Annotated in this window: 16 protein-coding genes and 1 riboswitch; of the genes, 7 read left to right on the top strand and 9 right to left on the bottom strand. The window is 75.9% G+C overall.

The genetic code is table 11. The features are described 5' to 3' along the window. Window positions 1-61: 61 nt before the first annotated feature. From GA0070558_RS02800 to GA0070558_RS02785, 4 genes are all read right to left on the bottom strand, one after another. Window positions 62-2,392 (bottom strand): hypothetical protein, encoded by a 2,331-nt coding sequence (locus GA0070558_RS02800; RefSeq protein ID WP_091275243.1) that lies wholly within the window; start codon window positions 2,390-2,392, stop codon window positions 62-64. Beyond that, complete coding sequence (locus GA0070558_RS02795; RefSeq protein WP_256091724.1) at window positions 2,389-3,393, bottom strand: glycosyltransferase family 2 protein; 1,005 nt, start codon at window positions 3,391-3,393, stop codon at window positions 2,389-2,391. The genes GA0070558_RS02800 and GA0070558_RS02795 overlap by 4 nt, the downstream gene beginning before the upstream one ends. Window positions 3,394-3,497: 104 nt before the next feature. Continuing rightward, window positions 3,498-5,234, bottom strand: coding sequence for a glycoside hydrolase family 3 protein (locus GA0070558_RS02790; RefSeq protein WP_091275239.1), 1,737 nt, complete (start codon window positions 5,232-5,234; stop codon window positions 3,498-3,500). Between the two features lie 138 nt (window positions 5,235-5,372). After that, complete coding sequence (locus GA0070558_RS02785; RefSeq protein WP_043966937.1) at window positions 5,373-5,864, bottom strand: DUF3145 domain-containing protein; 492 nt, start codon at window positions 5,862-5,864, stop codon at window positions 5,373-5,375. 325 nt (window positions 5,865-6,189) lie between these two features. Here GA0070558_RS02785 and GA0070558_RS02780 point away from each other — a divergent pair, with 325 nt between their 5' ends. The 5 genes from GA0070558_RS02780 to GA0070558_RS02760 all read left to right on the top strand — a co-directional run bounded on the left by GA0070558_RS02780 (window position 6,190) and on the right by GA0070558_RS02760 (window position 12,409). Beyond that, window positions 6,190-6,519 carry a hypothetical protein gene (locus GA0070558_RS02780; protein WP_091275236.1) on the top strand — a complete coding sequence of 110 codons (330 nt, stop codon included), beginning with the start codon at window positions 6,190-6,192 and terminating at the stop codon, window positions 6,517-6,519. 262 nt (window positions 6,520-6,781) lie between these two features. After that, entirely contained in the window at window positions 6,782-7,705 is a 924-nt protein-coding gene (locus tag GA0070558_RS02775) for an alpha/beta fold hydrolase (protein ID WP_091275233.1), read from the top strand. A 204-nt stretch (window positions 7,706-7,909) separates the two neighbouring features. Next, a complete protein-coding gene (locus tag GA0070558_RS02770) occupies window positions 7,910-10,027 on the top strand; it encodes a HelD family protein (protein WP_091275228.1) in 2,118 nt (705 codons plus the stop codon). Between the two features lie 106 nt (window positions 10,028-10,133). Next, window positions 10,134-11,048, top strand: coding sequence for a cation diffusion facilitator family transporter (locus tag GA0070558_RS02765; RefSeq protein ID WP_043969258.1), 915 nt, complete (start codon window positions 10,134-10,136; stop codon window positions 11,046-11,048). A gap of 153 nt (window positions 11,049-11,201) precedes the next feature. Then, a riboswitch (cyclic di-AMP (ydaO/yuaA leader) is annotated at window positions 11,202-11,331 on the top strand. 4 nt (window positions 11,332-11,335) lie between these two features. Then, window positions 11,336-12,409, top strand: coding sequence for a coiled-coil domain-containing protein (locus tag GA0070558_RS02760; protein ID WP_091275224.1), 1,074 nt, complete (start codon window positions 11,336-11,338; stop codon window positions 12,407-12,409). Between the two features lie 49 nt (window positions 12,410-12,458). Here GA0070558_RS02760 and GA0070558_RS02755 read toward each other — a convergent pair whose 3' ends face one another. Both GA0070558_RS02755 and GA0070558_RS02750 read right to left on the bottom strand, forming a co-directional pair. Next, window positions 12,459-12,908: an SRPBCC family protein gene (locus GA0070558_RS02755; protein WP_043966927.1), complete on the bottom strand. Its 450-nt coding sequence runs from the start codon at window positions 12,906-12,908 to the stop codon at window positions 12,459-12,461. A 77-nt stretch (window positions 12,909-12,985) separates the two neighbouring features. Beyond that, complete coding sequence (locus GA0070558_RS02750; protein WP_043966924.1) at window positions 12,986-13,348, bottom strand: STAS domain-containing protein; 363 nt, start codon at window positions 13,346-13,348, stop codon at window positions 12,986-12,988. A gap of 340 nt (window positions 13,349-13,688) precedes the next feature. Here GA0070558_RS02750 and GA0070558_RS33245 point away from each other — a divergent pair, with 340 nt between their 5' ends. Both GA0070558_RS33245 and GA0070558_RS02745 read left to right on the top strand, forming a co-directional pair. Beyond that, window positions 13,689-13,835: a hypothetical protein gene (locus GA0070558_RS33245; protein ID WP_165878219.1), complete on the top strand. Its 147-nt coding sequence runs from the start codon at window positions 13,689-13,691 to the stop codon at window positions 13,833-13,835. A gap of 155 nt (window positions 13,836-13,990) precedes the next feature. Then, complete coding sequence (locus GA0070558_RS02745; protein WP_091275222.1) at window positions 13,991-14,398, top strand: hypothetical protein; 408 nt, start codon at window positions 13,991-13,993, stop codon at window positions 14,396-14,398. Between the two features lie 133 nt (window positions 14,399-14,531). Here the strand turns inward: GA0070558_RS02745 and GA0070558_RS02740 are convergent, their stop codons facing one another. From GA0070558_RS02740 to GA0070558_RS02730, 3 genes are all read right to left on the bottom strand, one after another. Then, window positions 14,532-17,324, bottom strand: coding sequence for a cellulose-binding domain-containing protein (locus GA0070558_RS02740; protein WP_091275219.1), 2,793 nt, complete (start codon window positions 17,322-17,324; stop codon window positions 14,532-14,534). Between the two features lie 228 nt (window positions 17,325-17,552). Next, window positions 17,553-19,343, bottom strand: a complete 1,791-nt coding sequence (locus GA0070558_RS02735; RefSeq protein WP_091275610.1) for a hypothetical protein — start codon at window positions 19,341-19,343, stop codon at window positions 17,553-17,555. 188 nt (window positions 19,344-19,531) lie between these two features. Next, complete coding sequence (locus GA0070558_RS02730; protein ID WP_091275216.1) at window positions 19,532-22,333, bottom strand: LuxR family transcriptional regulator; 2,802 nt, start codon at window positions 22,331-22,333, stop codon at window positions 19,532-19,534. Window positions 22,334-22,371 lie beyond the last annotated feature (38 nt).

The raw sequence follows: 22,371 nt of genomic DNA, 5'->3' as shown, positions 1-22,371 counted from the left end.
CAAGGGGCCCCTCCTAACACCTGGGCGCGCCGGGGCGCACCGGGGCCGACCGGGGCGCGCCTCAGCGGAGGCGGTAGACCGCCATCCGCGCGTTCGTGTAGCGCAGGTCGGCGAGCGTGGCCAGGGCCGGGGACTCCGGCGCGACCCGCCGGTCCGCCACCAGCCAGCGCACGCCGTACGTGTCGCGCAGGTCGGCCAGCCCTGCGGCGGTGGGGGCGGTGAACGCGGCGTCGTTGGCGCGCAGCCGCCCGGCGTCCCAGAACGGGGCGTACGGGCCACCGGGCAGGCCCACCATCCGGGGCGCGAACGCCCACCCCTCCACCAGCACCGAGCGCTGCGTGTAGGCGCTGACCCAGAACGACCGGGCGTCGCACCAGCCGTTGACCACCGCCCGGCAGTGCGCGTTGGTGGCCACCACGTCGCCGGGCGCGCTGTGCTCCTGCACGTAGCGGGCCGCCGCCACCCGGGTCGCCGGCATCCGCTCCACCGGGTACGCCCCGCCGTTGGGGAACCGGTGCGCGGCGGCGGCGTCCAGCACCAGCCCTGGCGCGCCCGCGACCAGGGCGGCCGTGAGCAGCACCGCCCCGCCCCGGCCGGCGAGCCCCGGCCAGCGCCCGACCAGCGCCGGCCAGCACAGCCCGACCAGCAGCGCCACCGCCGCCAGCGCCGCCGCCCAGGTCAGCAGCGGCAGCACCGGCGCGTACGCCGGGGTCGACGGCGACGCCGCCGGACGCCACAGCTGGACGGCGGTGAGCAGCACGGCGAGCCCGGCCGCGCCCGCGCCGAGCAGCGCCCGGCCCCGCGCGCCCAGCGCGGCGGAGTCGACCAGCTCGGCCCAGCCCCACGCCGACAGGATCACCCCGAACGCGAAGCCGGCCCGGGTGAAGTACTGGTTGCTGCTGCCCGGGTGCCCCACCAGCAGATAGATCGCCGGGCCGGCGAGCGCGCCGCCGAGCAGGAACACCTGCACCGGCTCCAGCCGCCAGCGGCGCAGCCGCAGCAGCGCCACCGCCCCGGCCAGCCGGAGCTGGAGGTTGAGCAGGAACGCGACGGACACCGCCACCCACAGCAGCGCGGTCGTCCCCGCCGGGCGGCCCGTGCCGACGTACGGGCGCAGCCCCGAGAACGGGTCGACCGTCACCCCGTGGCTCTCGAACGCGAACAGCACGGCGGTGGCGAACAGCTGCGCGGCCAGCGCCAGCCCGGCCGCCGCCAGCACCGCCCGGGGCAGGGTGCGCCGGAACGCCAGCGACACCGCCGCGGTGAACGCCAGCGCGGCCAGCACCACCGGCACCGAGCTGGCTTTCGCCCCGGTCGAGGCCGCCAGGAACAGCGCCGCGAGCACCCACGTGCCGCGCCCCAGCGCCGGCACCGCCGAGCCCCGGGCCCGCCCGACCAGCTCGCCCAGCGCCGCCACCAGCGGCAGGAGCAACACCCAGCTGTACGTCATCGACGGGCTGCCCCACACGATGAACGTGGCCTGGGTGCCGAAGAGCTGGCGGATCCCGTTCTCGTAGCCGAACTCGCCGACGGTGAACATCAACGCGGCGGCGGCCACCCCCGCGTACGGCCGGCCGGTGACCCGCCAGCCGACCACCGCCGCCAGCACGGCCGCGAGCGCGCAGAGCGTCGGCACGCCCAGCCGGAAGAACACCGTCGGCAGGTCCACGCCGCTGACCAGGCTGGCCGCCGCGAAGTGGGCGAAGCCGAACCAGTGGTAGTGCAGGGGCTCCCCCGCGACCTGCGGCACGTCCAGCGGCACCTGGTGGGTGGCCGCACCGGCCAGGGAGAGCTGGAACGCGAGGTCGATGTATTGCGCCTGCCCCTCGTCGGTGGGCAGCACCGGGTTGACCCGCAGGAACGACTCGTAGAGATAGAGGGTGAAGCCGGCGACGACCCCCGCGAGGGCCCAGGCCCAGCCCGTCGGCACCGGGGTGTGCCCGGTGGCCCGCCAGTGCCGGCGCAGCCGGGGCACGACCGCGAACGGCACGAGCACCGCCAGGGGCCACAGCCACAGCAGGTGGGGCAGGCCGGCGGCGGTGAACGCCGCCCACCCGGCCAGCTCCAGCACCAGGCCGACGGCCGCGCCGAACGCCACGTCCTCGACGAGGGTGTGCGGGCGGCGGCGCAGCGCGCGGAACACCAGCGTGCCGGGCAGCAGCACGGCCAGCAGCGCGTAACCGGTCCAGCGGGCCACGTCGGGCGCGGGGGTGCCGGTGGCCAGCAGCGCGGCGACGACGACGGCGTAGCCGGCGACGGCCGGGGCGTACCGCAGGGCGGCGGGACGCCGGGCGGGCCCGCTGCCGGACGCGGGGTCGACGGTCGCGCGGTCGGCGGTCGCGTCGCGGCGGGGGCCGGCCGGGTCGGTGCCGCCGGAGGCGAGCGCGGTCACCGGAGGCTGTCGGCCAGCTCGGCGGTGCCGCCGGCCGCCGGCCCGTCGGCGTCGGCCGCGCCCGGCCCGCCGGTGTCGCTCGCCACGAAGTACGCCGGGCGGCCCTGCACGGCCGTGTAGATCCGGGCCACGTACTCGCCGAGCAGGCCGAGGCAGAGCAGCTGCACCGCGCCGAGGAAGAGGATCGCCACGTACAGCGAGGGCCAGCCGGTGACCGTGGAGCCGGCCAGCCAGGCGGCGACGGCGACCACCACCAGCACCCCGCACACGGCCACCCCGACCAGCCCCAGCCAGGTGGCCACGCGCAGCGGCGCGGCGGAGAAGCTGGTGACGCTCTCGGCGGCCAGCCCGGCCATCCGGGACAGCGGGTACTTGGTGCGGCCGGCGGCCCGTTCCTCGCGCTGGTAGGTGACCTCCCCGCTGGGGAAGCCCAGCCACGGCACCACCAGCCGCAGCACGGGGCTGCGCTCGGGCAGCTCCCGCAGGGCCTCCACGGCCGCCCGGCTGAGCAGCCGGAAGTCGCCGGCCTGCGCGGGCACCTGCTTACCGACCAGGCGACGCATCAGCCGGTAGTAGCCGGTGGCGGTCCACCGCTTGAAGCGGGTGTCGCGGCTGCGGTCGGCGCGCACCCCGTACACGATGTCGAGGCCGTCGGCGCGGGCCCGGCGCAGCATCTCGGCGACGGTCTCGGGCGGGTCCTGGAGGTCGGCGTCGAGGCTGACCACCCACCGGCCCCGGGCCCGCAGCACCCCGGCGACCAGGGCCGCCTGGTGGCCGCTGTTGCGGCGCAGCCGCAGCACCCGCAGCTGCGGCCAGCGGGCGCGCAGCCCGGCCAGGCCGGCGGGGGTGCCGTCGGTGCTGCCGTCGTCGACCACCAGCACCTCGTACGGCTCGCCGAGCGCGTCGAGGACGGCCCGCAGCCGCGGGGCGAACAGCGGCAGCACGCTCTCCTCGTTGAACATCGGCACCACGACCGACAGCGCCGGCTCCGGTGGCGTCACGGGGCTCGCCTCCGTCTCGTCTGCGGCGCTCGGACAGCCGCACGCTACCAGCCGGGCCCGGCCCGCAAGGCCCGCGCGCGCCGACCTGCGACCGCCGGCCCGGGTCAGTTTCCGCAGGTCGTCGCGGGCAGCCCCGACACCGGCACCGGGGAGCGGCCGGTCGGGCGGGCCCGGCCCGCGAGCACGTTCGCCAGCGCGGTCATCGACGCGGCGCTGGAGGAGTACGTCGCCAGCAGCGTCGGCGACTTCGCCTTCGCCAGCACGTACGGGGTGTCCATCGCCACGGTCACCGCCGCGTCGGCGGCGAGGTCGCCGCTGCCGTCGCCGTACCCGACGAGGTGGACCCGGGTGCCGCCGCTCGGCACCACCTTCACCCCGGCGGCGGTGAGCGCCTGCGTCAGCAGGTCGCGGGTCTTCTCCCGGCCGCCGGAGGAGGTGACCGTGACGGGGCCGGGGACCCCCTTCGTGCAGGAGCCGCGCAGCACGGTGACCGCGCCGGCGGCGAGCGCCTCGGCGGCCCTGCGGTGCTCCGGGCCGTTCAGCGTGGACATCGCCGGGGCGGGCGTGCCGGCCAGGGTGAACTTCATGGTCAGCACCCGGGTCACCGCCTCGACCAGCCGGGCCCGGGGCAGCGAGCCGTCGCGCAGGGCGGCGAGCAGCCCGTCGTACGCCTGGGTGACGTTGGGCGGCATCAGGATCAGGTCGTTGCCGGCCTTGAGCGCCCGCACCGCCGCCTCCCCCGGCGACCAGCGCTTGGCGGGGGCCATGTTCATGCCGTCGGTGATCACCACGCCCTGGAAGCCGAGCTGGCCGCGCAGCACGCCGGTGAGGACCTGGTGGGAGAACGTCGCCGGGGTGCCCGGGTCGACGGCGGTGACGTCGAGGTGGGCGGACATCACGGCGAGGGCACCGGCGTCGATGCCGGCAGAGAACGGCGGGAACGCCGTCGAGTCGAGGACCTTGCGGCTCTGGCCGATCACCGGCAGCTCCTCGTGGGAGTCGGCGGCGCTCAGGCCGTGGCCCGGGAAGTGCTTGACGCTGGCCGCCACCCCGGCGCCCTGCAACCCGCGCACCGCGGCGGCCACCTGGGCCGAGGCGCGCTTCGGGTCCGCGCCGAACGACCGGGAGCCGATCACCGTGCTGCGGGTGACCAGCACGTCGGCGACGGGGGCGAAGTCGAGGTTGATCCCCATCGCGGCCAGCTCCTGGCCGGCGGCCCGCCAGGCGGCCTCGGTCAGCGCCGGGTCCCCGGCCGCACCGGCGGCCAGCGGGCTGGGCAGCAGGGTGACCCCGTCGGTGATCCGGGTGACCACCCCGTACTCCTGGTCGGTGCCGATCAGCAGCGGGGCCGCGCCGGCGGGCAGCTTCCCGGCCGCGTCGCGCAGCCCGGTGGTCAGCTCGCGGACCTGCTGCGGGTTGTCGACGTTGGTGGTCTCCTGGTTGCCGGAGGTCGGGTCGTCGGCGCTGAAGCCGACCAGGATGAGCCCGCCCAGCCGGTACTTCGCCACCATCTCGGCCGGGGTGTCCACCCCGGCGAGGGCCCGGTTGCCGGCGGCGGAGCCGGTGGAGACCTTCGTGGCGTTGTCGCCGTACGCGTAGGGCATGAGGACCTGGCCGACCAGGTCCTCGTCGGCGAGGGTGCCGACCAGGGCGGCGGCGCGGGCGGCCGGGTCGGCGGTCGCGGTCGGCGCGCCCGACGGGGTCGGGTCGGCCGCGGCGGGGCTGGCCGACGGGGCGGGGCGGGGCCGGTCCGGCTCCCCCGTGCACCCGGTGAGCAGCACGGCGGTCAGGGCGGCGAGCGCGACGCCGGCACGTCGCGGGGAGTTCGACACGCGGTCCATCCCACCAGTTCACCCCTTATCGGGGCAACTCGGCCCGGTCAAGCCGCCGCGCCGACACCGGGGGTGACCGGCCGCATCCGGGCGGGGAGGCGGCCGGGGTGATCGGCCACATCCGGGCGGCGCTGGAGGGGGCGGCCCTCAGCCGACGCGGGTGAGCAGCGTCACCGGCGCGCCGTCGCCCGCGTACCGGTAGGGCTCCAGCTCGGCGTCCCAGGCCGTGCCGAGCGCCTTGTCGAGCGCGTGCGCGAGGGCCTCGGGGGCCCGCGCGGCGGCCATGATGCCGCGCAGCCGGTCCTCGCCGAGCTGGATGTCGCCGGCCGCGCCGACGGTGGCCCGGAACAGGCCCCGCCCCGGAACGTACATGAAGCGTTCGCCGTCGACGCCCGCGCTCGGTTCCTCGGTCACCTCGAAACGGATCATGGGCCACTGCCGGAGGGCAGCAGCCAGCTCGGCGCCCGTCCCCGGGCGACCGGTCCACCCGCACTCGGCACGGCGGGCGCCGGGATCGACGGGCTGGGCCGTCCACTGCAGGTTGACCGGCGCGGCAAGGACGCGCGCGATCGCCCACTCGACGTGTGAGCACACGGCGAGCGGGGTCGAGTGGACGTATACGACGCCACGCGTTGGCACGGTGACCTCCCGGAGAGCGAGGTGCGTCTTCCCCTACGACCTCGACACCCGAGTGGCTGTTGAAACACATGATGACTGGTGGGACGGATGGTGCGCCAGGGAATCGGAAAATTCGCCGCCCCGGACGGGGACGGAATGCCGGGCCGGCGGCCTCGGTTGTGCCCTCCGACAGTCGCGGTGACCAGCCAGGCATCGTGGTCGTGTACAGTTCTCTCGGCGGCTTGTGCCGCGCACATCTTCGGCGGGGCGAGGCTCTTCCCGGGCGTCCCCCGTCACAGCCCCCGGACGTTCCCCGTCCTCCCGTACGTCTCCAAGGAGTACCTCCGTGGCGAGCAACACCTCTAAGACCGCGCGCGCGTCAGTCCGGGCCGGCCAGGCTGGCCAGGGTGGGGCCCTCAGCGTGCTGGGCGAGTTCAAGTACCTGATCCCGCTCAACGGCGGCAAGCACGCCTACGTGCGGAACCTGACCAACGGCAAGACCGCGCACCTGCGCACCGACTCCGACGCCTTCGTCGAGGAGATCCGGGTGCTGGCCGCCGCCGGCCACGCCGCCAAGATCCGGGCCGAGCTGAACAGCCTCGCGGCCGCCCTTCCCGACCACGGCTGGGACGCCACCGAGAAGCGCCTCGCCGAGGCCGGTGTCTTCGGCGGCTGAGCCCGCCCGCGACACCCGCTCGACCGCTTCACCTGCGCCACCTCGAACCGCCCGCCGGGCCACCCGGCGGGCGGTTCGCCGTCTGCGCCCCGCCCCGCGCTCCGGGCCGTCGAAGGTGAGAAGGGGACCCTTCTCTACCGCAGGCGTTAAGAAGGGGCCCTTCCTTGCACAGGGTTGGCGTGGTGTCATGGCGGGTAGTCGGTTTGTTACTGCTGGGTCACCCGGCGGTGAAGTTTCCGTGGCGGCCCGAGGGGAGGCGGCGATGCCGGAACACGTGGAGGTGCGGCTCACGGACGACGTGCGCCTGCACGTCGAGACGTCCGGGCCGGCCGACGCCGAGGTCACCGCCGTCCTGCTGCACGGCTGGACGCTGGACGGGCGCAGCTGGCACCGGCAGCTCGCCGAGCTGCGCGAGCGCTTCGGCGACCGGGTCCGGGTGGTCACGTACGACGCCCGGGGGCACGGCCGGTCCGGCTGCATGGCGCTGCGCACCGCCACCCTGGCCCAGCTCGGCGACGACCTGGCCGCCGTGCTCGACGCCGTCGCGCCGGCCGGGCCGGTGGTGCTGGTCGGGCACTCGATGGGCGGCATGACGATCATGGAGTACGCGCACCGGCACCCCGGCCACTTCGCCGCCCGCACGGCGGGGCTCGTGTTCGTCTCGACCACCGCCGAGGGGCACACCCACACCGTCTACGGCCTCTCCCCCCGCATCGCCCGGCTGATCCGGCTGGCCGAGACCACCGGCGCGGGGGTGCTGGCCCGCTGCGGCGCGTGGCGTCCGCCCCGGGCGCTGCTGCGCGCCCTGCGGCCCAGCATCCGCTGGATGCTCTTCGGCGACCGCTGCGACCCGACCGACATCCGGCTGGTCACCTCGGCGGTGGCCCGGGCCACGCTGCGCTCGATCGGCGGGTTCCGGGCGTCGATCGGGGCCCAGCACCGGCTGGACACCCTCGCGGCACTGGCCCGCCTGCCGGCGGCGGCGCTGGTCGGCGACCGGGACCGGCTCACCCCGCCGCCGTGCGCCGAGTCGATCGCGGCGGCCCTGCCGGCGACGGAGCTGACGGTCTGCCCGGGCGCCGGGCACATGCTGATGATGGAGCGGCCCGAGCAGGTGAACGCGGCCCTGGCCGGGGTGCTGGGCCGGGTGCTGGCGGGCGCGCCGGAGGCGTCCGCGCCGCGCTGACCGGGGGCCCCGACGGGGCCTGACCGGGGCCGCGGCGGCGCCGACCGGGGGACCCGCGCCGGCCGCCCGGGACGTGGGGTGGATCGCGGCGGCGGCATGGCCCCGCGAAGCCGTCGGCTGCTGGCCGTACCCTCACCCGGTCACCCCGGCGCGCCGCCGCGCCCCTGGCGCGGCCGACGCCGCCGTCTGCGAGGAGCCCGTACGTTGACCGACCGCACGACCCTGGAGCAGGAGATCGCCGCCGAGCAGCGGCACCTCGACCGGGTGTACGCCCGCCTCGCCGAGCTGCGCCGCTTCGCCGCGCAGGCCGAGAAGGACGGCTACCGCCTGGCCCGGGTGGGCAACTTCGGGGCGCTCGTCGAGCGGGACGCGATGGTCTTCCACGCCGCCCAGCGCCGGCACGTGCTCGACGCCGAGCACGAGGGGCTGGTCTTCGGCCGGCTGGACCTGCGCGAGGGGCAGGTGCTGCACGTGGGGCGGCTCGGGGTGCGCGGCGAGGACGCCGAGACCCTGGTCGTGGACTGGCGGGCCCCGGCCGCCGCCGCCTTCTACCAGGCGACGCCCGCCCAGCCGCTGGGCGTGGTGCGGCGGCGCACGATCTCCTCGTCGGCGGAGCGGGTGACCCGGATCGAGGACGACCTGCTGGATCCGGCGGCGGCCCCGCCGGACATGGCGGTGGTGGGCGACGGCGGGCTGCTGGCGACCCTGTCCCGGGCCACGGGCCGGGGGATGCGGGACATCGTGGCCACCATCCAGCGCGAGCAGGACGAGGCGATCCGCTCCCCCGCCTCCGGGGTCACGATCGTCTCGGGCGGGCCGGGCACGGGCAAGACGGCGGTGGCCCTGCACCGGGCGGCGTACCTGCTCTATTCGGACCGCAGCCGCTACGCGGGCGGCGGCATCCTGGTGGTGGGCCCGTCGGCGGTGTTCGTGGAGTACATCGCCTCGGTGCTGCCGTCGCTGGGCGAGGAGACGGCGACGTTGCGCTCGCTGGGGTCGATGTTCCCGGGGATGGGCGCGACGCGCACCGACCCGCCGGAGGTGGCGGCGGTGAAGGGTTCCCTGCGGATGCGCCGGGTGCTGGAGCGGGCGGTGCGGGACGCGGTGCCGGGCGGGCCGGGCGAGTTGCGCCTGCTCTACCGGGGTGAGCTGCTGCGGCTCGACCGCCGGGAGCTCGACGGCATCCGGGACCGGGCGCTGGGCCGGGGGGCCCGCCGCAACGAGTCTCGCCGGGCGGGCTTCGACGGGGTGTTCGCGGCGCTGTGGGCGCAGGCCCGGCGGCTGGGCATCGGCCGGCTGCCGGAGCAGCGCGCGTTCGAGGACGAGATCGCCGAGCGGCCCGAGTTCCGCGAGTTCCTCAAGGCGTGGTGGCCGCGGCTGCACCCCCGGCACGTGCTGGGCTGGCTGGCCCGCCCGGACCGGCTGCGGCGATACGCCGCCGGGGTCCTGTCCCGGGCGGAGGTGGGCCTGCTCGTCGAGGCGTACCGGGCGCTGGACGTCGAGGGGCTCACGATCGCCGACGTCGCCCTGCTCGACGAGCTGGACGCGCTGCTGGGCAAGCCGCTGCAGCCGAAGCGGGCGAAGCGCGACCCGTTCCAGCTCGCCGGGGGCGTACGCGAGCTGAGCACGCATGCCGACCGGCAGCGCGCGGCGCGGGAGGCAGCCCGGGAGCGGCCGGAGGACTACCGCGACTTCGCGCACGTGGTGGTCGACGAGGCGCAGGACGTGTCGCCGATGCAGTGGCGGATGATCGGCCGGCGCGGCCGGTTGGCGTCCTGGACGGTGGTGGGCGACCCGGCGCAGACCGCGTGGACGGGCGACCCGGAGGAGCTGACCCGGGCCCGGGACGCGGCCCTGGGCCGGCGGCGGCGGCACCAGTTCGAGCTGACCACCAACTACCGCAACTCGGCGGAGATCTTCGCGGTGGCGGCGGCGGAGATCCGCCGGCTCTACCCGGACCTGGCGCTGCCCCGGGCGGTGCGGTCCACCGGCGTGGCCCCGGTCGAGCTGACCGTGCCGGCGGCCGAGCTGGAGGCGGCGACCGTCGCGGCGGTCGGCGACCTGCTCGGCGAGGTGGAGGGCACGGTCGGGGTGATCACGCCGGTGCCGCGCCGCGACGAGGTGGCGGGCTGGCTGGCGGGCCGGGCCGCGCCGCGCCTGCAGGTGGTGACCAGCCTCCAGGCCAAGGGCATGGAGTACGACGGGGTGGTGCTGGTCGCCCCGGGCGAGATCCGGGCCGACCCGGGGTCGGGCGTGCGGACGCTGTACGTGGCGCTGTCCCGGGCGACCCAGCGCCTCGTCACCGTCGAACCCACGGGCTGATCCGGCGCCCGGCCGTTCCCCGGCCGGACCGCTGTCGATCACTTGCACATATTGCGATGTGAGCATAGATTGAGCCGGGCGGGGATCACGGACGGAGGGTGTGGGCGTGGGCGCAGGTCATGACCACCACCACGGGGCGGCGAACGCGGCGGACCGCCACTCGGGGCGGCTCTGGGCGGCGTTCGCGCTGCTCGCCGCGCTGATGATCGTCGAGGCGGTGACCGCGCTCGGCACCGGCTCGCTCGCGCTGCTCTCCGACGCCGGGCACATGTTCACCGACGTGCTCGGCATCGGCATGGCGCTCGCCGCGATCACCGCCACCCGCCGGGCCACCGCCGACCCGCAGCGCACGTTCGGGCTCTACCGGCTGGAGGTGCTCGCCGCGCTCGGCAACGCCCTGCTGCTCAGCGGCGTCGCCGTCTACGTCCTCGTCGAGGCCGTCCGCCGCTTCGGCGACCCGCCCGAGGTCACCACCGGCCCGATGCTCGTGGTGGCGGTGCTGGGCCTGCTCGCCAACGTCGCCGCGTTCGCCCTGCTGCGCAGCGGGGCGAAGGAGAGCATCAACCTGCGCGGGGCGTACCTGGAGGTGCTGGGCGACCTGCTCGGGTCGGTCGGCGTGATCGGCGCGGCGGCGCTGATCATGGCCACCGGCTGGTGGTGGGCGGACCCGGCGGTGGCCGTCGCGATCGGCGTGTTCATCCTGCCCCGCACCTGGCGGCTCGGGCGGGCCGCGGTGCGCATCCTGGTGCAGGCCGCGCCGGAGCACCTCCAGGTGACCGCCGTGCACGACCGGCTGGCCGCCGTGCCCGGCGTGGTCGAGGTGCACGACCTGCACGTCTGGACGCTGACCTCCGGCATGGAGGTCGCCTCGGCCCACCTGACCATGGCGCCCGGCGCGGAGGTCGGCGCGGTGCTGACCGCCGCCCGCACCGCCCTGCACGAGGACTTCCACATCGAGCACGCCACCTTGCAGGTCGAGCCGGGAGCCGCCCGCGACGGCTGCGGGCCGGCCGGCTGGTGAGACCGAGGCTCATCAATTTTCGCGACATTCGTGGCCGAATGACTGACTTGACAGGCTTCATCCGCGTACCCTCCGTCACGGAAGCAGCGCTGGTCCCACGCGCACCGGTAGGCTCGGCCCCGGCCATCGCCGGGCGGCGCCCTCCGGCGCCTGTGGTGGCCGCCGCCTAATCGCCTGCGGGCGAGCCGGGGAACCATGTTTGTGGGGTGCATCCGCTCCAGCGGTAGGGATCTTCCGTCCCGAACCCGTCAGCTAACCCGGTCGGCGGCTGACGGAAGGACACGCATATGCCAGTAGTGGCACCTGTAGGAAGGCTCGCCGCCCGGGTGGCGGCGGCGCTGGTGCTGACGCTCGCCGTCGGCCTCGGGGTCGCGCCGGTGACGCCGGCCGGGGCCGCGCCGCCCGTCGGCCTGCTCGCCGCCGCACCCGGCGACGACGAGGAGGGCGGCACGCCCGCCCTGCGCGCCCAGCTCGAGGCGGCGAGCAAGGGCTACCTGGAGGCCAAGACCGCCCTCGACCGGTCGGTGAAGCGGCAGCAGCAGCTCGGCGGCCAGCTCAAGACGGTCGAGGCCGAGCTGGTAACCCGCGGCACCAAGGTCGGCGAGATCGCCGGGGTGGCGTACAAGAAGGGCCGGCTCACCGCCGCCTCGGTGCTGCTCGACAGCAGCTCCCCCGAGGGGTTCCTGGACCGGGCCGCCGCGCTCGACACGATCGCCGCGAACGAGGACCGGGCGCTGCGCGAGCTGCTGACCACCCGGGACGAGGCGACGAAGACCCGGCAGGCGCTCGACGGCGAGATCCGCGAGCAGCGCAAGCAGGTCGCGCTGATGGGCAAGCGCAAGGAGCAGGCCGAGCGGGCGCTGACCGTGGCCAACAACAAGGCCAGCAGCAGCGGCGGCGGGTCCAGCCCGGGCGGCACCTCCAGCGCGAACGCCACCCCCGCGAAGCGCAACTCCGACGGCTCCTGGCCGGCGGAGTCGTGCAGCGTCAACGACCCCACCCCCGCCAACGGCTGCATCACCCCGCGCACCCTGCACGCGCTCAACCAGGCCAAGGCCGCCGGCTTCACCCGGTACGTCTCCTGCTACCGGCCCGGCGGCTCCGGCGAGCACCCGAAGGGCCGGGCCTGCGACTTCGCCGCGCAGAAGGGCGGCTTCGGCGGCGTGGCCAGCGGCGGGGACCGCACCTACGGCAACAACCTGGCGGCGTACTTCGTGCGCAACGCCGACCGGCTCGCCGTGCTGTACGTGATCTGGTTCAAGCAGATCTGGCTGCCCAGCAGCGGCTGGAAGGCGTACAGCGGCGGAAACGGGGACCCGTCCAGCGACCACACCAACCACGTGCACCTGTCGGTGATCTGACCCGCGCCCGCCCCGGCGGCCCGCCCCCGTTGGGACGGTCGCCGGGGCGCTACGCCGCCCGGCCGAGCACCTCGCCGAGCCGGCGGGCCAGCCCGAGGTGCGCCGAGCGGGCCTGCCGGAAGGCGTACGCGAACAGCGGCGTCGGTGCGACCAGGGTGATCTCCACGTCGACGCGGACGAGGCCGTCCGGCTCGTCGCGCAGCCGGGTGTGGTTACGCACCGTCGTGGCCGGCCGCTGCCGGGCCACCGTGACGATCTCGTCGTCGGTCACCACGAGCACGTCCGCCTGGTACGTCACGCCGAAGCGCACCGGCCCGGCGGCGAGCTGGTCGGTGATCGCGTAGCTGGCCAGGGCGCCCGGTCGGGGCGACAGCCGGCGCACCCGCGTGATCAACGGATGCAGCTCGGTCTGCCGGGCGGGATCGCTGAGCAGCGCCACCGCCTCCGCCCGCGAGCAGCGGGCCTGGACCGAGTACTGGAAGCTGTCGCGCCGGGGCATCCGTCGATCGTCCCCCACCCGGGGGCGTGGGGGAAGGGTCGAAGGCCCCGGCGCGTGGACCAGCGCCGGCGGCCGCGTCAGGCGCCGGGCAGCACCTCGGGGGTGGCCGTGCCCGCGAGGTAGGGCTCCGGGGCACCGAAGAGCCCGAGCAGGCCGGTCACCCAGAGCTGCCGGTGCACGAACCGGCTCGGCTCGGTGACGACCAGCTTCACCCCGCTGACCTCGGCGGTCTGGAAGCCGGCCACCATCGCGCTGATGCCGACCGAGTCGATGAAGGTGACGAGACGCATGTTCAGCTCGATGCGGGCGGGCCGCCCCTTGGTGAGCACCTCGGCGATGGCTTCACGCACCTCGTACGCGGTGTCGACGTCGATCTCACCGCGCGGGGCGATCTCGATGACACCACCGGAAAGAACCGACTTCACGATCGACAGGCTCACGCGAGCACCTCCACTCGCCCGTTGACGGGCGCCTCATCAGTACGCGGGCCGCGACCGAGAGTATTCCTCCGATGGCCTCGGTCGCCACCCCTCGGGATGAGCAATTCGTGGATCAGGACAAAACATGTTGCCCTTATCCGGACTTTTCAGATCCTGTTTGCCGCACGACCGGCCCGGGGGCCGGTGTCGCCGACCCAGGGTAGCGGTCCCCTCCGACCTTTGCGCGCACCCCGCACCCCGGGCGTGTGCCCACCCGGCCGCCACCGGCGGGACACGCCACCGTTGCCCGCCCCGCCTAGCATCGGCGACGTCCACACCCGTAGCTCGGAAGGGACCACCCATGATCCGGAGACTGGCCGGCCTGGCCGGCGTCGGCGCGCTGCTCGCACTCATGCTGGCCTGCGGCTTCGGCGGCGCCGGGGACGACGACGATGACGATGACGACGACGACTTCGCCCGGGGCGCCGCGGTGGTGTCCGTACGCTGAGGGCACGGCCGGCGCGCCGGGGGTTTGCGGTGGCGTCGGGTGGGGCACTGCCCCGGTGGGCGGACCGCGCCGGGGCAGACCCCGGGCGACCGCCCACCGGACCCACGCCGCAGTCCGAAGTGGCCGCAAGCTTCGGCACCCGAGGAGGTAGCACGATGTTCGGAACCCACCTGCTGGAGCGCCGCAGCAAGCCCGAGCGGATAGCGGACCAGGCGTGGCAGCACCTGGCCTCCGCCGTCGCCTCCGCCGGGGACAGCGTCCGCGACACCGCCCGCTCCGCCCGGCGCAGCGGCTCGGGCCTCGCCGACGAGGCGGGTGACCTGGTCGGCTCGGCGGCCGACGAGGCGCGCCGCCGGGCGGTGCTGGCCTTCGACGCGCTCGCCGGTCGCCGGCCCGCCCTGCCCTGGGCGCTGCTGATCGGGGCCGCCCTGGCCGGCGCGGCGATCGGCTGGGCCGCCGGTTCGGCGGCGCGCGCCGCCGGGCGCCGGGGCGAGCGCGACGTCGAGGAGATCGAGTTCGTCGACGTCGACCGGCCCAACTCCCCGGTCGGCCTGGACGGCTGAGCCGCCGGCCCGCCGAGGGGCACCCTGAGACCAGGGCGGGACCCCGGGGCCCTTCGAGACGCGAACCGGGCCGGCCTCCGTGCGGGGAGGCCGGCCCGGCGTTTCGGGACCGCGCGGGGCGGTCAGTGTGCGGTCAGTTGGCCGTGCAGGTCAGGATCGCCGGGGTCGAGTTGGCTCCGGTCCCGCTGGCGACGAAGCCGAAGGTGGTGCTGCCGCCGACGGGCAGCGTCCCGTTCCAGCCCGCGTCCCGCACCACGACCTGCGCCCCGGTCTGGGTGTAGGTGCCGCCCCAGAGCTGGGTGATCTGCTGGCCGCCGGGGAAGTTCCAGACCACGCTCCAGAAGCTCTTCGCCGAGCCGCTGTTGTTCTTCACGGTCACCTCGCCCTGGAAGCCACCGGACCAGGAGGTGGTCACCTTGTACGTCGCCGAGCAGGCCCCGGCCGGCACGGGCGTGCCCGTCGGGGTGGCCGGAGGCGTCGTGGCCGGGGGCGTGGTCGCCGGAGGCGTGGTGGCCGGCGGCGTCGTCGCGGGCGGCGTGGTCGCCGGCGGGGTGGTCGCCGGCGGGGTGGTCGCCGGCGGGGTGGTCGCCGGGGGCGTCGTGGCCGGCGGGGTGGTGGCGCCGCCGAGCCGGTCGGCGACGATGATGCCCCGCCCGTTGGTGCCCAGGTAGGCCCGCCCGTAGACGCGCGGGTCGCCGGTCAGGGCCTCGCCCGCGTTGCCGTACTGGTGCTTGTCGTCGTTGATCCGGACCCAGGCCGCGCCGGTGTTGTCCGACCGGAACAGGCCGGCCTGCCCGTCGACGGTGCCGAAGACGAACAGCGCCGGGTACGTCTGCCCGGGGGCCGCCTTGCCGAAGCCCACGTTCACCGCCGACGACACGCCGGCCTGCTTGGCGAAGGTGGCCCCGGAGTCGGTCGAGCGCCACAGCCCGCCCTCGCCGGCCAGCCAGATCTCGCCCTCCTTGCCGGGCAGCGCCTTGAACTTGACGTTCCCGGTGCTCGGCAGCCCGGTGGCCGCCGACGCGGTGAAGCTCGCCCCGCCGTTGGTGCTGACGTAGAACTTGCCGCCGGAGAAGCCGTAGAACTTGTTCTTGTTGACCCGGTCGGACTCGACGACGGCGTTGGCCGGGATCCCGGTCGCCGCGGTCCACGAGTTGCCGAAGCCCACCGAGCGGACGACCTGCTGGCCGGCGTCGCCCGGCGACCAGACGAACTGGCTGCCGTCGGCGGACGCGGCGACGGTGCCGCCGTTGTTGATCCCGCCCGGCTCGCTGCCCTGGAACCAGTTGGCCCCGCCGTCGGTGGAGAACGCGACGTGGCTGTCGTTGGGGCGGTCGGCGTCGGTGAAGTTGCCGGCCCGCACCATCGTCGCCGGGTTGGTCTCGGCGTAGTCGATGCTGGTGGTGCTGGTGAAGACCGGCTGGCTGAAGATCTTCGCCGGCACCGCGTCGAGGTCGGTGTGCCGGAAGCCGCCGAGGTCACCGAGCGCGCTGACCAGCGGGGCCCCGGTGGGCGGGCTGATCAGGTCGAGCACGGCGGTCTCCTCCAGGCCCTTGACCATCGGCTTGATGGTGAGCTGGCCGCCGGTGTCCCACTTGGTCAGGTCGGTGCTGCCGTAGATGGTCGCGCCGGTGCCGTACATGAAGCGGTTGGAGTCGTGCGGGTCGATCTCGACCGACTCGTTCATCCAGCCCAGCTTCGGCGTCTCCTCCGGCGGGGCCGGGTTCGTGCCGAAGGTCAGCCACGGCACCGAGGAGATGTCCATGGTGTACTTCTTGCTGCGGTCCGGGTAGCTGGTGAACTCCCAGATCCGGGACCAGGTCGCGCCCCCGTCGGTGCTGCGCCAGAAGATCGCGTCCGGCCACCAGGAGATCTGGGTGGCCACCATCAGGGTGTTCGGCTTCTGCCGGTCGATGGTCAGGCCGGAGTAGCCGAAGTACGCGTCGGCGCTCGACGACGGGATCGGGCTGATCTGCGTCCACGCGCCGGTGGCCCGGTTGAACTTCCACACGTCGCCCTTGGCGCCGTCGTACGGGCCGCCGGTGTCGCTGGTGGCGATGTAGAGGTAGCCGCCCACCGGGTCCACGACGCCCTTGTGGGCGAGGTAGCCGGTCGGCTGGCCGGGGATCCGCTCCCAGGTGGCGCCGCCGTTGGTGCTGCGGTAGACCGGGTTGGCCTTGTCGGCCACGCCGACGTAGATCGTCTGGGTGGTGTTGCCGGCCGTGCCCGTGCTCTTGTCGAACGACACCCAGGTCAGGCCCTGGTTCTGGCTCTGGTAGCCGGTGGTGTCGTTCGGGTCGGCCTGGTAGTTGCCGACGTTGGGGAAGTTGGCGACCTTGGCCCAGGTCGCCCCGTAGTCGGTGCTGCGCCACAGGCCGTTGCCGCCCTCGGCGCCGTAGTAGATCGTGCTGTTCTTGTTCGGGTCGACGGCGAGCCGCTCACCCATGCCCCGGCCGGGCATGTTGCCGCCGTTCTTGAACGGCAGCTCGGTGACCTGCCAGGTCGCGCCCTTGTCCGACGAGCGCAGGATCGCGCCCTTGTTCGGGTCCCAGTCGTTGGTGTACATGCCGACGGCGGCGTACACCCGGTTGGTCTGCACCGGGTCGGTGGCGACGCTGACCACGCCGTTGTAGCCCCACTTGTCCGCGCCGACCCAGTCCAGCAGCGGCGTCCAGGACTGGCTGGCCTGCTCCCAGCGGTACAGTCCGCCGATGTCGGTGCGGGCGTAGATCAGGTTCTTCTCGGTGGGGTTGTAGACGATGCCGGGGACGAAGCCGCCACCGTCGATCCGTACGTTCTTGAAGGAGTACGGCTCCGAGGCGGCCGCGGCCGCCTCGGTGGACGGGGCGACGGTGAACTGAACGGCCACGACTGCCGTGGCAGCGGCCAGCACGGTGGTGACCGCGCCGACGAGACCTCTCCGCATCTGCGGTTTCCTCTCGGGGATGCCCGTGATGGTGGGACGAGCACGACGTCGGCGGTCGACGGACGACCGTGCCCAGGCCCGACGTCGGGGCGCGGGAAGCCTGCCCTGGCTTCCCACCGGCGCGCGTGGCTCCCGCTGCCGAGGAAGGCATTCACGGTAACCTCTACCGGGCCGAGTTAGGAAGCACTCCCAACAAACTCGCCCGGCCGGCGGGCCGGCGGCGGCCGATCAGTCGAGGTGGTAGACGTACCCGTCGCCGACGGCCTCGCGCCGCACGCCCAGCCCGTCCACCGGCCGGGTCTCCGCGCCCTGCCACGGCGTGCCCGCCGTGTACGCCGGCAGCACCACCACCGTGCGCACCCCGACCCCCCGCAGGTACGCCACCGACGCGGCGTCCGGGAAGCCCGCGCTCGCCGCCCGGATCTCCTGCTGCTTCGCCGGGACGAACGACGCCAGCCCGTTGACGATCTTCGGGAAGCCGTCGGTGGACCAGAGCATCACGTGGAACTCCCGGATGCCGTCGCTGGGCAGCACCAACGCCGGTCCCTGCAGCCCGTGCATCGCCGCCGGCGCGACCGGGGCCGGCACGTGCGGGGTCCGGTTGACGCCCTCGGCGAGCACCAGCAGCACCGGCAGCACCAGCACGAGCCGCCCCCAACGCCGCCACCCGCCGCCGGGCCTCCCCGCCGCCGCAGCCGGCTCCGAATCGGTGTCGATGGTCAGCGCCCCGGCGGCCAGGACGCCCAGCAGCAGCGTCGTCCACAGCACCAGCCGGCCCGGGGTGCGCACGCCGTCCCAGCCCGGCACGTGCTCCACCAGCGTGACGTACCCCGGGTCGCCGTCCCCGCCCAGCGTGCTGCCGGCGGCCAGCGCCACGGTCACCAGCACCCCGACGGCCAGCGCCACCCGGTGCCGCACCCGCCACGCCGACACGAACAGCCCGGCGGCGGCCAGCCCGATCAGCACCATCCCGGGCAGCAGCGTCATCTCCCCGGCGAAGCTCAGCGAGGCCCGCGCCGTCTCGTGCCGCTCCCCCCACAGCCACGACTCCGGCGGCGCGGTGAGGAACCCGCGCAGCGGCGGGGAGAACATCGCGATCTGCTCGACCGTGCGCCGGCCGTCCGGGTGCCGGGCCACCACCTCGAAGTAGGGCGCGGCCATCAGCAGGGTCACCCCGGCGAAGAACACCCCGCCGGCCAGGTCCGCCACCAGCAGCCGGCGGCCGAACGCCGGCCGCTGCCGACGCCGCCACCACGACCAGCCGTACCCGCCGGCCGCGCCGAGGCAGAGCAGCGCCAGCGCGTACGCGAAGGGCAGGCCGATGCCGAAGCCGAGGCTGACCTGCCAGGCGGCGACCGCCCAGCCGGCCCCCGCCCAGCCGGGGCGCACCCGCTCGGGGCGGTAGCCGTGCCGCAGCGACCAGCCGTGGCCCCGGGCCAGCATGGCCAGCGCCAGGGCGATCCCGCCGATGCTGAGCACGTGCAGGTGCCCGGCCTGGGCCAGCTTCCACGGCGCGTACGCGAAGGACGCCCCGGCCACCGCCGCGCCCGCCCGGCCCGCGCCGAGCTGCCGCGACAGCGCGTACGCGCCGACGAAGGCGAGCGCGTGCACCAGCACGTACAGCAGGTTGTAGCGGGCCACGGCGGCGACCGGCCCGTCGCCGAAGAACCCGAACGGGGCGTAGCCGAGCAGCGTGTCCGAGTACGCGTACGTGTACGGCTCCGGCCAGAACGTGTTGGAGTGCCAGAGCTGCGTCGGGTTGGTGAGCACCGCGTGCCCGCCCCAGGCGACCTGCCACGCCTGCAACGTGGGGTCGCCGACGTCCTGCGGGATGGTGCCGGTCAGGTCGCGCACCGTCGGCCAGGTCAGCACCACGGCCAGCACCAGCGACCCGAGCACCGCGAGGGTCCACTCGTGCCGGGCGAACCGGGCGAGCCGGTCGGCGACCGCCCGCCCCCGACCGGCGGTCGCCGGCGGCCCGGCGACGTCGACCGGTGCCGCCTCGCCAACCTCACCCATCGCCTGCTCCCCGCTCCCGACGGTCAACGCCGCCCCAGATCGTGCCGGACCGCGCGCCGTCTTGTCGACCACCATCACTGTAAGGAAGGGCCCCCTGTTAACGCTTTCTGCATAGGAAGGGCCCCCTCCTAACCGCCCGCCCCCGGGGCCGGCGGAGCGGGGGCGGTGGGGGCGGTGGGGGTGGGCCGTCAGATCAGGTGCAGCTCGCGGGCGCGGCGGACGGCCTCCCGGCGGCGGGTCGCGTCCAGCTTGCGGTAGATGTTGCGCACGTGCGTCTTGACGGTGTTCACCGACAGGGACAGCTCGGCGGCGATCTCCACGTTGGACAGGATGCTCTGCAGGTAGCGCAGGATGGTCAGCTCCCGCTCGGTCAGCGGCTCGTCCAGCTCCCGGCCCGGCTCGGTGCCCGGCCGCGCGGGCGGCTCCTGCGCCACCCGGACCAGGTCGCTCACCGTCGGCCAGTGCGCCGTGCCGGAGTCCAGGTGCGCGGCGAGCAGGTCCCGCACCCCGGGCTCGGCGCGGGTGAACGGGCGGCGGAACCCCTCGGCGGCGGCCAGCTCCAGGACCCGCTCCAGCGTCCGCCCGGCCCGCCGGGCGTCCCCGGCCCGCCCGGTGAGCACCGCGTCGAGCAGGCCGGCGTCGAGGCGTACCGGCAGCGGCCAGGCGGCGGCCTCCGGGCCGTCCCAGGGCGGCAGGGCGCGGGCGGCGGCGGCCGGGTCACCGGCGCGCAGCTCGACCCGGGCCAGGGCCACGGCGGGCGCACCGGCCGGCGTGCCGGCCAGCAGCTCCCGGGCGGCACCGGGGTCGCCGTGCGCGGCCCGCAGGTCCGCCTCGGCGGCCAGCAGCCAGGCGGCCAGCTCCCCCGCGCCGCCCCGCCCGGCCTCCAACGGGGCGCCGGCGGTCGGCGGCGACGCCCACCGGTCCCCGGCCGACAGCGGCGCGGACCCGGGCGCGCCAACGGCCGGCGCGGGCCCGTCGCCGGCCGCCAGCGGCGCGAGGGCGTCCCGGGCCGCCGACAGCAGGCGCAGGCCGGTGGCCGGTTCGCCGCGGTCGCGCAGCAGCGTCGCCCGGCACAGCGCGGCGAGCGCCGCCACCGCCGGCTCGTCGGCGGTCGGGCCGGCCAGCGCCAGGTGCGCCTCCGCGTCGTCGGGGAGGTCCCGGTGCAGCGCGACGACGGCCAGCGCCAGGTGGGCGTACGCGCAGTCGGTGCGGCAGGACCAGCCCTGACAGGGCGGCATCGCCAGGGCCTCCCCGGCGGCCCGCTCGGCCGCCCGCAGCTCGCCGAGGGCCGCGTGCAGCAGGGCGGAGCGGCTCACGCAGAGCAGCTCGGTGCGGGCCCGACCGGCCGCCCGGGCCGCCGCGAGCGCGGCGTCGAACTCGGCCGCCGCGCCGCGCAGGTCGCCGCCGGAGAGCGCGACCAGGCCGAGGGCCGCCCCGGCTGCCGCCGCCACGTCGGCGTCGTCGGCGGCCCCGGCGCGCGGGTCGTCCGCCGGCCCCCCGGGGGTACGCGTGGCGAGCAGGCGCGACGCCGCCCGGCGTACCTCGTCGGGGTCGCCGGTCAACCGGGCGAGGGTGACCTCCACGGCGACGGCCAGCCGGCGGAACCGGTCCCGGCGCGGCACGGGCAGCGACCGGGCGTGCCCGGCGGCCCGGCGCAGCTGCGCGGCGGCGGCGTCGACGTCGCCCGCGTGGGCCCGTTCGGCGGCGGCGGCCAGCGCCAGCTCCGGGTCCCGCCGGACCTCGGCCTCCGGTGGCGCGGCGGGGACGGGCCCGCCCGCGCCCTCGTCGTCGTACGGCACGAGTTCCGGCCAGCCGGTGACCAGCAGCTCGGTGGCCGCGTCCCAGCGACCGGCGGCGAGGGCGTGCCGCAGCGCCTCGGCGGGGCGGGCGTGCCCGGCGTACCAGTCGGCCGCCCGCCGGTGCAGGTCCCGGCGTTCCTCGGCGGTCAGCTCGCCCAGCTCGGCGCGGAGCAGGTCGGCCAGCAGCGGATGGCAGCGGTACCAGGGGGGCCGGCTGTCGTCGCGGTCCACGAAACCGCCGGCCGTGGCCAGCGCGGTCAGCGCCCGCTCGGCGTCGCGGCGGCCCGTCAGCGCGTCGACCAGGTCGGCGCTGACGGCGTCGGCCACCGCGCCCCGGCGCAGCGCGTCGCGGGCCGCGTCGTCGAGCGGGCCGAGCACCTCCGCGCGCAGGTAGCCGGCCACGTCCGGCTGGTCGCCGCCGAACTGCTCCAGCCAGCGCACCGGGTCCGGGCGGTCCCGGGCGGCCAGCGCGGCCAGCCGCAGCCCGGCCGGCCAGCCGCCGGTACGCGCGCGCAGCCGGGGCACCGCCGCGGCCGGCAGGAACACGCCGTGCGCGACGAGCAGGTCGGCCACCTCGTCGTCGGTGCAGGCCAGCTCGCCGGGGCCCACGGTGGTCAGCTCACCGGCGAGCCGCAGCCGGTGCAGCCCCGCCGGCAGGTCGGTGCGGGCCCCGGCCACCACCCGCAGCCGCCCCCCGGTGTGGCGGAGCAGGAACTCCAGCACGGTCAGCGCCGCCGGATCGGCGACCCGGTGCACGTCGTCGAGGACCAGCAGCACCGGGCGCTCCCGGGCGGCGAGCGCGGCGGCCAGCAGTTCCAGCCGGTCGGGCCGGGGCGGGTCCGCGAAAGGCCCGCCGGGCGCGTGCAGGCGCAGGGCCGCCGTCAGGTACGACCAGAGCCGCGCCCCCGTGTCGCCCGCCTCGACCGACACCCACGCCGGTGCCGGCTCGACGGTCCGGGCCCACGACCCGAGCAGCGTGGTCTTGCCCCAGCCGGCGGGCGCGGTGACCAGGGTGAGCGCCCCAGCCGCGCCCTCGTCCAGCCGGCGCAGCAGGCGGGGCCGGACCAGCACCGGCTCGGGCAGCGGGGCCGGCGCGAGCCGGGACGCCAGCAGCGGCGCCGCGTCCACCGCGGCGGAAACGGGGTCGACCCCGACCGCCACCCTCGCCCCGGCCACCTCGTGCTGCGTCATGCGGCACCCCCACGCCACGCGTCCCTCCCCGGCTCGTG

Origin of the sequence: Micromonospora haikouensis (assembly GCF_900091595.1) — a bacterium.
Taxonomy (GTDB): Bacteria; Actinomycetota; Actinomycetes; order Mycobacteriales; family Micromonosporaceae; genus Micromonospora; species Micromonospora haikouensis.
Note: the sequence above shows the minus strand (reverse complement) of the source record. Positions and strands in the feature narration are given on the sequence as shown.